This is a genomic window from Urbifossiella limnaea (assembly GCF_007747215.1).
Taxonomy (GTDB): Bacteria; Planctomycetota; Planctomycetia; order Gemmatales; family Gemmataceae; genus Urbifossiella; species Urbifossiella limnaea.
In genome coordinates, this window is the sequence record NZ_CP036273.1 from 6,035,426 (window position 1) to 6,047,747 (window position 12,322).

Below are 12,322 nucleotides of genomic sequence, written 5' to 3' on the forward strand. Positions count from 1 at the left end.
TGTCGGTGGGGGTCGGGTCGGAATCGCCTGCTTCGAGGATACCCCCGCCGCTGGGCGGCCGAAGCCGAAAACGCGATGATTGCCCCGCCGGCCGCGTTCGCTGCCGCCCTCGCGGAGCCGCCGCCATGACGCCCGACGAACTCCTCGGCGCGGCCGCGTCGGGGTCGATCCTCGAACAGTTCGCCGTCGCGCACCCCGACCGCTTCCCGGCCGCGTGGGACGCCGACCCGGCCGGCCCGCGGCTGTACCGGGCGTTCGCGGCCCGGCTCATCGCCCGCGGCCACCCGGCCCAGGGGCTCGGCCTCGCCGGCCGCGGCGTCGCCGCCTACCCCGGCGACGCCGAGCTCCGCTACCTCGTCGCCCTCGGCTTCGCCCGCGGCGGCAAAGCCCGCTCGGCCGGGCACGCCCTCGACCCGCTGCTCCGCGAACGGCTCGCCGGCCCGCCCGGTCTCGACCGCCTCAGCGCCGACGTGGTCGCCCTCCGGGGCCGGCTGCTGAAGGACCGCTACCGCCGCGACCCCGACCCAGCGCTCGCGGCCGAGAGCACCGGCTGGTACGAGGCCGCCGCCGCCCGCGCGCCCGACCCGACGTACCCGCTGGTGAACGCCGCGACCATGCGCCGCCTCGCGGGCGATCTCGCCGCCGCGCGCCGCCACGCCGCCGCCGTGCTCGCCGCCGTCCGCTTGACGGCCGACGACTACTGGGCGCTGGCCACCGCCGGCGAGGCGGAGTTGGTGGCCGGCAACCTGGACGCCGCCGGCGCCCACTTCGACGCCGCCGTCGGCCGGATGATCATCACCGAGGACTACGGCTCGCTGGCGGCGCTGATCGGCAACCTGCGGCTGCTCGCCGCGGCCGGCGTCGGCGGCGAACTCGACTGGATCCACGCCCGCCTGGGCAGCGTCGTCGTCTACTCCGGCCACCGCATCGACCCGCCCGGCGCCGCGGTCCGCTTCCCCGACGACCCCGCCCTCGTCGGGCGCGTCCGCGCCGCGGTCCGCGCCGAGCTGGCGGCGATGAACGCGCGGTTCGCGTTCGGGTCGCTGGCCGGCGGGGCCGACGTGCTGTTCGCGGAAGAACTCCTGAACCGCGGCGCCGACCTGCAAGTGGTTCTGCCGTGCGCCGCCGACGACTTCCGCCGCACGAGCGTGGACTACGACCGCCCCGAACTGCGGCACTGGGCCGACCGCGCGGCCGCTGTGCTCGGGCGACTACGGCCGGACCAGATCCACCACGCGACGGAAGAGCCGTACCTCGGCTCGGGGCAGCTGTTCGCGTACACGAACGAGGTGATCCAGGGCATGGCCCTGGTCCGGGCGGCACAGTTCGGCTTCCCGCCCGAGGCGGTCGTGGTGCTGGACCCGGCCGCCACGCCGAACGAGGGCGGAACGCGGCACTTCCGCGACGTGTGGACGGCGGCCGGCCGGCCGTGCCGCACCATCGACCTGGAGGCCGTTCGCGGGTTCGCGGCGGCCCGATCCGGCCGGTCGGGCGACGGCCGGGAGCCGCCGCCGGCCTCCCTGCCCCGCCCGATCCGGGCCATGCTGTTCGCCGACGTGGCCGCCTTCAGCCGGATGCGCGAGGAGTTCGCGCCGGCGTTCTTCACGCGGTTCTCCGACCTGCTCGCCGCCGCGCTGGCGGCCGCCGGCCCCGCGGCGCTCATGGCCAACACGTGGGGCGACGGCTTCTTCGCCGTCTTCCCCGGGGCGGTGGAGGCGGCCGAATTCGCGACCGATCTGCTGGCGCGGTTCGAGGCGGCGGCTGCCGACTGGCAGGCGGTCGGCTTCCCGGATCCGAACCCGCTGCGGGTGGGGCTGCACGTCGGGCCGGTGTTCGAGCGGGCCGACAACCCGGTGCTGAAGGGGCGGAACGTGTTCGGCCGGCACGTCAACCGCGCCGCCCGGATCGAGCCGGTGACGACGCCGGGCTGCGTCTACGCCAGCGAGCAGTGCGCGGCCCAGCTGGCGGTCCGCGACCCGGGCCGGTTCGCGTGCGACTTCGTCGGCGTGGAGCAGTTGCCGAAGGGCGGCGGCCCGCTGCCGCTGTTCCGGGTGTCGCCCGCGGCGTCGCGTGGTTAGCCCCCCGGAACGGCGAGGCGCGCCCGCACGCGGTCGCGGCCGGCCGCCGCCTCCGCGCGCCCGGGGCTCACCGCCAGCGCCGCCTCGTAGTGCTCGAGCGACCCCTCCAACTCGCCGCGCTCCTCCAACTGCCGGCCGAGGGCGACGTGAGCGTCCTCGTGCCGCGGGTCGAGGCGGACGGCCGCGCGGAGCACCTCCCGGCACTCGCCCAGGCGGCCGTCGCGGGCCAGCGCCCGGGCCAGGAAGTAGTGCGCGGCCGCCGACCCCGGGCAGTCGGCGACGCCCTTGCGGAACGCCGCCGTCGCCCCGGGCCAGTCCTGCTCCGCCTCCCGCGAGAACCCGAAGCCGAGGTGCCCGGCCGGGTCGGCGGGCGCGGCCTCGATCGCCCGCCGGTAGAAGCCCACCGCCCGCGCCGGCCGGCCGCGCGCCCGCCACACGTCGCCGAGCCCGGACAGCGCCGTCGAAAACCCCGGCTGGAGCTCGACCGCCCGCGTGAAGCCGGCCTCCGCCGCGGCCAGGTTCACGAGCCGAACCGGCAGCGCCGTCGGCAGCCGGCGGTACCCGACTGCCCGCGCCGCCCGCAGCCGCGCCAGGTTGGTGTGGGCCGGGGCGTACGTGGCGTCGGCCGCCAGCGCCGCGCGGTACTCCGCTGCCTCGCCGTCCTGGTCGCCGAGCGCCGCCAGCACGGTGCCGCGGCCGGTGCGGGCGGCGGCGTACGTCGGCGACAGGCGGACGGCCTCGTCGTAGGCGGCGAGCGCCGCCGCCGGGTCGCCGCCGTCGCGGAGGGCCGCCCCGAGGTTGTGCCACGCCGCCGCCGTGCCCGGGCGCAAGGCCACGGCCGCCTGACAGGCGCGGGCGCGGCGGGCGGCCGTACCCGACCGCGACGGCAGCTCGAACTGCCCGAGGATCATCAGCGTCGGGAAGTCGCTCGGGCTGCGCCGCAGCGCCGCCTCGGCCGCCGCGGCGCGCGGCACCGGATCGACCATGCTCAAGCTGGCGATGGCCGCCACGAACCACGCCGGCTGCCGCGCCTCGTCCGCCCGGCGGAGCACCGCCGCCACCTCGTCCCACCGCCGGCCGACGACCGCTGCGCGGGCCGCGACCCGGAACTCGTCCGGGTCCACCCGTGCGAGCACGTCGGCCACCGCGGCCTGCGTGGCCGGCTCGTCCACGGCCGCCGCCACCCACCACGTCAGTTCGGCGACCAGCCGGGCCGACGCCAGCGACCCTTCGACCGCCGCCGCCGCGTCGGCCGGTGGCGTGCGGCCGGGGTCGATGCCGAGCCCGGCCATCGCCTTCGCCATGGCCGCCGCCGCCTCCGCCTTCCGGTACTTGCTCCCCTGCACCTGCCAGCGGATGTCCTCGACGCGGTCGAGTTCGGGCAGCAGCCGCAGGTCGGCCCGGCAGCGGGCGAGGCGGGCCGCGGCCGGGCCGAGCCGGTCGGCGTCGGCGTCGCTGATCTGCCGCAGGAGGAGGTCGGCCCGCTCGGCGTCGGACTCCCGAACCGCGCTCTCGGCCGACGCCAGCAGCGCCAGCACCTCCTGGTCTCGGCGGGCCTCGGCGACGCGGCGGTCGGCGGCGGCCCGCTCGGCCTCGGCGGCGCGGCGGAAGTCCTCGGCCTGCCGCTCGGCGTCCAGTCGGTCCGCCTTCAAGACCAGCTCGCGGCGGTCGCGCTCGAGGGCGTCCTTCCACCACGCCCCGGCGGCCCCGCCGGCCACCAGCACCGCGACCGCCGCCACCAGCGCCACCTGCACCCGCCGCCGCTTCCGCCGCTCGACCGCCCGCACCGCGGCGGCCGCCCGTTCCGCCTCCGCGGCCCGCAGCCGCTCCTCGACACCCGCCCGGTACGCCGCAACGAGCTCCGCCACGGCCGTCCCGTCGGCCGGCCGGTCGTCGACGGACGCGGCCAGGCAGCGCCGCGCGATGCCGACCAGTTCGGCGTCGGCGTCGCAGGTTTCGAGTTCCGTCAGGACGCTGGACGTGTCGCCGGCGGCGGCCTGAGCCAGGGTGCCGCCGACGTCCGCACCGCGGAACGGGGAGCGGCCGACGAGCACCGCCGCGAGCACGCCGCCGAGCGCGAACACGTCGGTCCGTGCGTCGACCGGCTCGCCCCGGGCCTGCTCCGGCGACATGTACGCCGGCGTCCCCATCACGGCGCCGGCCTGCGTGTGGTCGTCGCCGAGCGTGGCGCGGACGGCGGAGTGCGGGCTGCGGAGCGTGGAATCGATGCCGGGGCCGCCCGCGAGCTGCGGCTCGACGATCGTCTCATCCCGCGTCTCGCTGCCCTCCTCCCGGTCGCGCGCCAGCCCCCAGTCCATCACCTGGACTTCGCCGAACGCCCCGACCATGACGTTCGCCGGCTTCAGGTCGCGGTGGATCACGCCCTGGCTGTGCGCGAACCCGACCGCCTGGGCCACCTGTTCGACGACGCCGACGAACCGCGGCAGGTCGTGGGCCGGCGTCGGCCGGTCGGCGAGGAGGTCGGCGAGGGTGCGGCCGCGGACGCGCTTCATGGCCAGGAACGGGGCGCCATCGGCGAGCTCGCCGAGGTGGTACGCGGGCGGGATATTCGGGTGGGCGAGCCGGCCGGTGATGCGGGCCTCGCGCACGAACCGCCCAGCCGTCGCCGCCGCCGCCGGGCCGTGCAGCACGAGCTTCACCGCCACCTCGCGGCCGAACACCGGGTCCCACGCGGCGAGGACGCGGCCCATACCGCCGCGGGCGATCTCGCCGCGCACCTCGTAGCCCGGCACCTCGACCACCTCGGCCGGCACGGTGCCGACCGGTGCCGCCGTCGTGCTCTCGGGATTGCTGTTCGGCGGCACCGCGGTCGAGTCCGCCGTCGGAATCGGCCGTGGCGTCGCCGGCCGGGTGAGGTCGTCGGGCATCGGCCAGGCTCCGAGAGGGGCTGCCAGCCGAGGATACGCGACGCACACGAGTCGGGCAACCGGCCGTGGTATCGCCGGCATCTCGAACTCGACCGCCGGCCGGCCATTCGGCGCCCGCCCGTGGGCGCCGCGTGACCACCCCTTGAATATTTGCACGGCCCGGCGTCCACTGTCCACCGCCCCGCCGGTGCGCGGCACCGGGTTTGCCGCGACGGTCGCGTTCACCCGCACCCGAGGTTCCCGCATGACCCCGCTCAGCCGCCGGGCCTGGCTCCAGGCCGCCGCCGTCTCGCCCGTCCTCCTCACCGCCCGGCCCGCGCACGCCGCACCGGTCACGCCCGCCGAAAAGAAGGTCGTGATCGACAAGGCGCTGGCGTTCCTCAAGACGCGGCAGAAGGAGAACGGCGACCTGGCCCCCGACCCGCGCGCCGGCGGCCCCGGTATCACGGCGCTGGCCGTCGTCGGGCTGCTTCGCAACGGCGTCCCCGCCACCGACGACGTGGTGGCGAAGGGGATCAAGTTCCTCGAAACGCACATCAAGCCGGACGGCGGCGTCTACGGGCAGGGGCTGGCCACGTACACCACGTCGCTGGCCATCCTGGCGTTCCGCGAGGCCAACACCGGCGGCCGGTACGACAAGGTGATTGCGGCCGCCAGCGGGTTCGTGAAGTCGCTCCAGTTCGGCGGCGAGCCGACCGACGTGCGGCACGGCGGGGCCGGCTACGGCAACCCCGGCGGCCGCGACCGGCCGGACCTGTCCAACACGAACTTCATGGTTGAGGCGCTGCTCGCGGCCGGCGTCAGCCGCGACGACCCGTCGATCCGCAACGCCGTCGGGTTCGTGAGCCGCAGCCAGAACCTGGTGAGCGAACACAACCGCCAGCCGTTCGCCACCAAGACGACCGACGGCGACCGCGGCGGGTTCGTGTACTCGGTCACCGAGCAAGACAACGAGAAGAGCGACAAGCGCACGCCGACCGGCGGCCTGCGGAGCGAGGGCGGCATGACGTACGCGGGCCTGAAGAGTTTCCTGTTCGCCGGGGTGGGGCGCGACGACCCGCGGGTGCGCGCCGCAGTGGCGTGGATCAAGCGGAACTACACGCTGACCGAGAACCCGGGGATGGGGCAGGCCGGGCTGTTCTACTACTACCACACGTTCGCCAAGGCGATGGACGCGCTCGGCGAGGAGGAGTTCGAGGACGCCCGGATGGTGAAGCACGAGTGGCGGCGCGAGCTGTTCGAGGAGCTGAAGCGCCGGCAGGCGGCGAACGGCAGCTGGGTGAACGAGAACCGGGCGTTCCTGGAGAACGCCCCCGAGCTGGCGACGGCGTTCGCCGTGCTCACCCTCAGCTACACGATCCGCCGCGCGGGGTAGGAGCCAAAGAGAATTGCCACAAAGAGGCACGAAAAGACACAAGAAGGAAGACTGAACAAAACCAAGATTTGGTCTTGGCTTGGTCTTCCTTTTTGCGTCATTTCGTGCCTTTTTGTGGCAATTCCTCTCGGGCTTACTTCGCCGCTGGGAGCACGGCGATAGAGCCCGTCTCGCTCACGAACACCAGGTTCCCCGTCCGGTTGTCCTGAAACACCTCGACGCCGTACTTCGCGGCCTTGGCGAAATCCGTCTCGCCGGCCTTGCGGGCCTTCAGGTTCATCGCCGCGCGCCACGTCACGCCGCGCGTCTCGGCCTTGCCGGCCGGCGGCGCCGCCGCGATCGACCCCGTCTCGCTCACGTACAGCAGGTTGCCGGTCGTCTCGTCCACGAGTACCTCGACGGGCAGCTTGCGGGTCTTCTCGGTGAAGTCGGGCTCGTCCGACTTGCGGACGCGGAGGAACAGCCCGTGCGACGGCACCCAGCCCTTCGCCTTGGCCACGTCCGCCGAGCCCGGGCCGGCCGGCGTCGCCGCCACGGCGCCCACGTCGGTCACGTACAGCAGCCCGCCGGTGTTCTCGTCGCGGTACACCTCGAGGCCGATCTTCTTGGCGTTCTCGAACGTGTCCTGGTCGAGCGCCCGCACCTTCAGGTCGAGGGCGTGGTGCCACTTCGGCGACTTGTCCGCGGTCAGGTTGCCCGGCGCCGGCGCGAGCGCGAGCCAGCCGCCCTCCGCGGCGTAGAGCAGCCGGTTGGTGCCGAGGTCGCGGTACACCTCGACGCCGAACGCCTTGGTCTTCTGCGTGAACTCGGGCTCGCCGGCCTTGCGCACCTTCAGGTCGAGGCCGGTCTGCCAGCGGCTCTTCTTGTCGGCGCCGACGGGGCCGCTCGGGGCCACGGCCAGGTGCCCGGCGTCCGAAATGGCGACGAGCGCCTTGAGGCCGTCGTCCTGAAACACCTCGACGCCGATCTTGGCGGCCTTGGGCCAGTCGGGGTTGCCGCCGGGGCGGACGCTGAGGTCGTGGCCGTAGAGGAGCTTGGCGGCCGGCTCGCGGTCGCCGCCGCCCGGCTGGGCGGCGAGGGTGCCGGCGAACGCGATGGCGAGAAGCCCGGCGGCGGTTCGCATGGGGAACCTCGGGGGTGGGTAGGGTCAGACGACCGGCGGGGACGGTACTAACAAGATACGTTGCCGCTCGCGGCTTAGCGCTGGGCAGCGCTAAGCCGCGAGCGGCAACCCAGGCGTCAGTGCCCGCGGCGGATGTCCGACGGCTGGTAGCGCACCTCGATGCGGTACACCTTCTTCGTGCGGCAACAAATTTCCCACGTCTCGGGGTTCACCCGCACCGGCACGTCCATCTTGTGGATGTCCACCGACGTGTGGAACCCGCGCTCGGACATCACGTCGATCATCATCCGCAGTGCCAGCGGGTCGTCGAGCAGTTCGTCCTCGGTGTTGAACCGGGCGTGGCCGGTGAACGCGTGGGCCTTCACCACCGGGATCAGCTTGTCGGTGATGAGCCGCACCACCTTTTCGAACAGGGGCCGGTGCTCCTCCTCGTAGCTGTCGAGCCGCTCGACCAGTTCCTGCCGGGCGTGAGCGGCCAGCTGGCTGGCCACCGGGATTGCCCGCACCAGGTCGAACACCTCCTGGCTCAGTTCCAGCGAGCTCTGGTAGCCGAACTCCTTCTCGATGTTCCGCTGCACCTCGGCCAGGTCGCCCTCGGCGTCGATGAAGTGGAAGTGAAAGATCTGCCGCAGCGACTGGAGGGCGGCGAACGTACTTTCGCTGAACGTCCGGTACCGGCCGCGGCACAGCTGCACGTCCAGGTCGGTCACCCGCTCCTCGAGCGGCTTGCCGATGCCGGCCTCGCGGACGAGCTGGTTGTGCCGGCGGATCTCCTCGCCCCGCTTGATCTGCCGGGCGACGCTCACGTCCTCGCTGACGTACAACAGCGCGATGCGGAACATCGGCTTGCGGAAGTCGCGGGCCTGCGGGGTGGCCCGGTGCTCGTCGTGCAGGCCGAGCAGCCGGTGGTAGAACAGCTTCAGGCACTCCACCTGGACCTGCGTCCGCGGGAACCCGTCCACGACGACGCCGTCGTGATACTCGGGCTTGAGCAGCTCGTCGAACAGCAGGCCGATGACCTCGCGGTCGCCGACCATCTTGCCGGCGTTCTTCAGCGCCACCGCCCGCGGCGACGTGAGGAGGCCGCTGATGACCACGGGGTCGGCGTCGATGCCGCGGAGGCGGGCGATGAACGGGGTGTTCGTCCCCTTGCCGGCGCCGGGGGCGCCGCCGAGCCAGATGAACTCGCGCGGGAACTTCAGGTTCTCGGCCCCGTACTGCTGCTTCAGGTCGTCCCAGACGGCCTGGAAGATGAGCTGCGGGTCTTTGGGGTCGAGGTCGCCGGACGCCGCCGGGCGGGCCGGCGGGGGAGGGGGCGGTGGTGGCATCTGCGCTCCGGAGCGGGGCCGGACCGTGCGGTCGTGAGTAGTGTACCCGAAACCCTCACCGCCGACGCCACCATCCCATGCGTATTACCGCCCTCGAAACCGTCCACCTGCCGGACTTTCCGTCCCTGCTGTTCGTCGCCGTCCACACCGACGCCGGGCTGACGGGGTACGCCGACACCTGCTACGCCCCCGAGGCCGTGGCCGGGTACGTCCACGGGTTCGCCGCCCCGATGCTCCTCGGCCACGACCCGCGCGCCATTGAACTGCACTGGCGACGGCTCTACGAGGTCATCGCCCACACCGTCGGGAAAGGCGCCGAGTTGCGCGGGCTCTCGGCCATCGACGTGTGCCTGTGGGACATTCTGGGGCAAGCCGCGGGGATGCCGGTGTGGCAGCTCCTCGGCGGCGCGGCGCGGGACCGCATCCGCACCTACAACACGTGCGGCGGCCCCCACTACGGCCGCTCCGCCCGCGGCGGCACCGGCTACGGCACCGACGGCGCGCCCGCCGGCCGCTACGAGGATTTGGTCGCGTTCATGGAGCGGCCCGGCGAGCTGGCGCTGGACCTGCTCGAAGACGGCCTCACTGGCATGAAGCTGTGGCCGTTCGATTACTGCGCCCACCGCCCCGGCGGCTGGGACGAGTGGCGCACCTTCCGCGGCATGTTCGACCCCACCATCCGCACCCTCGGCGGCCACCGCATCGACGCCGCGGATTTGGACCGCGCGCTGGAGCCGTTCCGGCAGATTCGCAAGGCCGCCGGCGACCGAATGGACATCATGGTGGAGGGGCACGGGCTGTGGTCGCTGCCGGCGGCGAAGCAGATCGCGCGGGCGCTCGAGGAGTTCCGCCCCGCGTGGCTCGAAGACCTGATCCGCGCCGACGACCTGGACGCGCTCGCCGACCTGCGCCGCGGCACGACGTGCCCGATCCTGGCGAGCGAGTACCTCGCTACGCGGTACGAGTACCGGCCGCTGCTGGAGAAGCAGGCGGCGGACATCGTGATGATCGACCCGACGTGGGCCGGCGGCATCACCGAGTGCAAGAAGGTGTGTACCCTGGCGGAGGCGTACAAGCGGCCGGTGGCGATGCACGACTGCACCGGCCCGCTGACGCTGTACGCGGGGATTCACCTGGCAATCAACGCCACGAACGCGGTGTACCAGGAGAGCGTGCGGGCGTACCTGCGGGTCAACTACCCCGACCTCGTGACCGAACTGCCGACGGTGGAAGCGGGTCACATCCTGGCGCCGACGGGGTCGGGGCTCGGCACGGCGCTGCTGCCCGACATACGCACGCGCCCGGGGGCGGACGTGCGGGTCACGCGGGTGTGAGCGCTCGCCGCGTCATTCGCTTCCATCGGAGTCCTCACATGCGCCCGCTCGGCGTCGCCGTCGTACTCCTCGTCGCCCCGGCCGCGGCGGCGCAGGACGTGCCACTCTCCCAGCTCCTCATCGACGGCGAGCACTGGACGAAGCTCGACGGCCCGTGGAACCACCTCTCGCGGGCCGAGGTCGCGGTCGCCACGGCGGGCGGAACGACCGAGTACAGCTGGAAGGCGGGCGAACTCTTCCTTCACGCCCGGCAGCTGCCGAACGGCGTGCGGGCACCCTACGCGCCGCTGCGGGTGCCGAGCGGCGGCCAACCGAAGGTGACCGAACTCGCCGCCGACCTCGACGGCCGCATCTACGCGGCGACGCCCGTCGGGGTGCAGGTGTTCGATCCCACCGGCCGGCTGTGCGGCGTGGTCGCGCCGCCGGTGTACGGCGCCGGCGTCGAGCTGGTGTGGTTCGCGGACGACCGGCTCGTCGTCGTGGTGAACGGCACCCGGTACGCGCGCCGGGTGCGGACGAGAGGGGCGAATTGATCCGCCGCTTGCGGCGTAGCGGCGCCTGCGCCGCTACGCGCAAGCGGCCGGGTTATTCCACCTTCGCCCGCTTCACCAAATCATAGCTCTCGCCCGCCCGCACTTCCTCGTAGTCGCGCTCACCGCCCTTGCGGCGCGTGTCGTAGAACGCCGCCTTCGACGCCCCGATCACGTCGGCCCGGCTGCCGCGCACCACCAGCGCCGTCCCCTCGTCGATGCCGATGCCGAGGTACTGCGGGTACTCGGCCATCAGGCCCGTCATGTCGGCGGTGCGGTTCCGCTTGAAGAAGTGCTGGTCGACGGCGCACCCCGGCAGGAACGCCAGCCCGCGCTCGTACCCCTCGGCCGCCATCACCGTGTTCCCGAGCGGGTGGCCGCGCGGCATGTACTCGCTCTGGATGCTCGCCCCCGCCGAGCTGCCGCCGATCGCGCCGCCGCGGGCCAGCACGGCGTGGAACCGCTTCTCGGTCAGCGTCCCCTCGTAGGCGTCCACGAACTTCCACTGCCGGCCGCCACTGAACCACACGCCCTTTGCCTTCACCAGCGCCTCGCTGAACGCCGGGTCGTCGGCCACCTTGCGGTCGCGGGTGTGCAACTGCGTCATCGCCGTCGCGCCGAACCGCTTCAGCGCCTTCGTCTCACCGATCTCGACCGGGAGCGGGTCTTCGAGCGCCGTGGGGATGACGACGAGCGGCGCGTCCGGCCCGCCGGCCAGCTCGATGAAGCGCTTCCAGATTTCCGGCCCGGCCCCGCCGCCGCCGACGATCACGAGCGCCCCCTTCGCCACCACCGGGTCGCGCGGCTTCGCCGGCGGGAACGGCTCCGCGGCGGCACGGTTCGCGGCCGCGCGGCGCAGCTGGGCCTGGTCGAACAGGCTCCCCGCCTTCGCCACTTGCACCGCGGCCGGGTGCCCCGCCCCCTTCGCCATCACGATCGACACCGTGCCCTCGCCGATGACGCGGAACGTCCGCCCGCGGGCGACCACGGCCGTGCCCTCGTCGATGCCGAGGCCGACGAGCGCGGGGTTGTCGGCGATCATCCCTTGCAGCCGGGGCAGGCGCTTCCGCTGGGTGAAGTGCTGGTCGATGACGAAGCCGGGGAAGAAGCCGAGGCCGGGGCCGATGTCGGCCTTGTCCTTGCCGCCGGTGATCATCGGGTCGGACTGGATCGCGGCCCCGGCCGACGTGCCGCCGACCACGCCTCCGCGGGCGTGCAACTCGTGGAACGCCTTCGCGGCGGCCGTACCTCGGTACGCGGCGGCGATCTTCGCCTGGTCGCCGCCGGAGAACCACAGCCCGGTGGCGTCGGCGAGCGGCGCCGCGAACGCGGGGGCGTCGGCGGTCGTGCGGTCGCGGGTGTGCAGCAGCGTGACCGACGCCGGGTTCAGCTTCTTCCACTCGCCCAGGAACGCATCGGCCTTCGCGGCGTCGTCGGCGTCCGCGCTCGCCGTCGGCACGACGACGATCTTCGCCTTCTCGCCGCCGGCCAGGTCGAAGAACGCCTTGCGAATGTCGTCGGTCAGCCGCCCGCCGCCGACGACGACGAGCGGGCCGGGGAGCGTGGTCGGCGCCGGCAGCGGCGCCGCGGCGGCGGGGAGTGCGAGGAGGAGGACGAGCCAGGCGCGGCGCATAGGCGGGACTCCGGCGGTGAGTGGTGTTGTAGG

General features: G+C 73.7%; 8 protein-coding genes and 1 pseudogene. 5 read left to right on the forward strand and 4 right to left on the reverse strand.

The features are described from left to right. Positions 1 to 125 precede the first annotated feature (125 nt). Positions 126 to 2,078: an adenylate/guanylate cyclase domain-containing protein gene (locus tag ETAA1_RS24595; protein ID WP_145243137.1), complete on the forward strand. Its 1,953-nt coding sequence runs from the start codon at positions 126 to 128 to the stop codon at positions 2,076 to 2,078. Here the strand turns inward: ETAA1_RS24595 and ETAA1_RS24600 are convergent. Then, the gene (locus ETAA1_RS24600) at positions 2,075 to 4,966 is read right to left on the reverse strand and encodes a protein kinase domain-containing protein (RefSeq protein ID WP_202920384.1); all 2,892 of its coding nucleotides are present in this window, start codon (positions 4,964 to 4,966) and stop codon (positions 2,075 to 2,077) included. The two genes, ETAA1_RS24595 and ETAA1_RS24600, sit on opposite strands and share 4 nt — an antisense overlap. Before the next feature lie 244 nt (positions 4,967 to 5,210). On the opposite strand from ETAA1_RS24600, the gene ETAA1_RS24605 reads away from it, so the two are divergent. Continuing rightward, positions 5,211 to 6,341 (forward strand): prenyltransferase/squalene oxidase repeat-containing protein, encoded by a 1,131-nt coding sequence (locus ETAA1_RS24605; protein ID WP_145243139.1) that lies wholly within the window; start codon positions 5,211 to 5,213, stop codon positions 6,339 to 6,341. A gap of 133 nt (positions 6,342 to 6,474) precedes the next feature. On the opposite strand, the gene ETAA1_RS24610 is transcribed toward ETAA1_RS24605, so the two are convergent. Both ETAA1_RS24610 and ETAA1_RS24615 read right to left on the reverse strand, forming a co-directional pair. Then, positions 6,475 to 7,464 (reverse strand): hypothetical protein, encoded by a 990-nt coding sequence (locus ETAA1_RS24610; RefSeq protein ID WP_145243140.1) that lies wholly within the window; start codon positions 7,462 to 7,464, stop codon positions 6,475 to 6,477. Positions 7,465 to 7,580: 116 nt separating this feature from the next. Beyond that, complete coding sequence (locus ETAA1_RS24615) at positions 7,581 to 8,792, reverse strand: nucleoside/nucleotide kinase family protein (protein ID WP_145243141.1); 1,212 nt, start codon at positions 8,790 to 8,792, stop codon at positions 7,581 to 7,583. A 65-nt stretch (positions 8,793 to 8,857) separates the two neighbouring features. Between ETAA1_RS24615 and ETAA1_RS34020 the strand changes: the two are divergent. The 3 genes and pseudogenes from ETAA1_RS34020 to ETAA1_RS24625 form a co-directional block, all read left to right on the forward strand. Further along, a pseudogene (locus ETAA1_RS34020) lies at positions 8,858 to 9,184 on the forward strand (mandelate racemase/muconate lactonizing enzyme family protein); the annotation flags it as partial. Then, positions 9,173 to 10,126: a mandelate racemase/muconate lactonizing enzyme family protein gene (locus ETAA1_RS33920; protein WP_449369426.1), complete on the forward strand. Its 954-nt coding sequence runs from the start codon at positions 9,173 to 9,175 to the stop codon at positions 10,124 to 10,126. The pseudogene ETAA1_RS34020 and the gene ETAA1_RS33920, both read left to right, overlap by 12 nt. A gap of 38 nt (positions 10,127 to 10,164) precedes the next feature. After that, the gene (locus tag ETAA1_RS24625; protein ID WP_145243143.1) at positions 10,165 to 10,659 is read left to right on the forward strand and encodes a hypothetical protein; all 495 of its coding nucleotides are present in this window, start codon (positions 10,165 to 10,167) and stop codon (positions 10,657 to 10,659) included. 52 nt (positions 10,660 to 10,711) lie between these two features. Here the strand turns inward: ETAA1_RS24625 and ETAA1_RS24630 are convergent, their stop codons facing one another. Next, the gene (locus ETAA1_RS24630) at positions 10,712 to 12,289 is read right to left on the reverse strand and encodes a cyanophycinase (RefSeq protein ID WP_145243144.1); all 1,578 of its coding nucleotides are present in this window, start codon (positions 12,287 to 12,289) and stop codon (positions 10,712 to 10,714) included. Between the last annotated feature and the right edge of the window lie 33 nt (positions 12,290 to 12,322).

Coding starts and splice junctions, on each gene's coding strand:
- ETAA1_RS24595 (WP_145243137.1), top strand. CDS start 126: ATGACGCCCGACGAACTCCTCGGCGCGGCCGCGTCGGGGTCGATCCTC.
- ETAA1_RS24600 (WP_202920384.1), bottom strand. CDS start 4,966: ATGCCCGACGACCTCACCCGGCCGGCGACGCCACGGCCGATTCCGACG.
- ETAA1_RS24605 (WP_145243139.1), top strand. CDS start 5,211: ATGACCCCGCTCAGCCGCCGGGCCTGGCTCCAGGCCGCCGCCGTCTCG.
- ETAA1_RS24610 (WP_145243140.1), bottom strand. CDS start 7,464: ATGCGAACCGCCGCCGGGCTTCTCGCCATCGCGTTCGCCGGCACCCTC.
- ETAA1_RS24615 (WP_145243141.1), bottom strand. CDS start 8,792: ATGCCACCACCGCCCCCTCCCCCGCCGGCCCGCCCGGCGGCGTCCGGC.
- ETAA1_RS33920 (WP_449369426.1), top strand. CDS start 9,173: ATGCCGGTGTGGCAGCTCCTCGGCGGCGCGGCGCGGGACCGCATCCGC.
- ETAA1_RS24625 (WP_145243143.1), top strand. CDS start 10,165: ATGCGCCCGCTCGGCGTCGCCGTCGTACTCCTCGTCGCCCCGGCCGCG.
- ETAA1_RS24630 (WP_145243144.1), bottom strand. CDS start 12,289: ATGCGCCGCGCCTGGCTCGTCCTCCTCCTCGCACTCCCCGCCGCCGCG.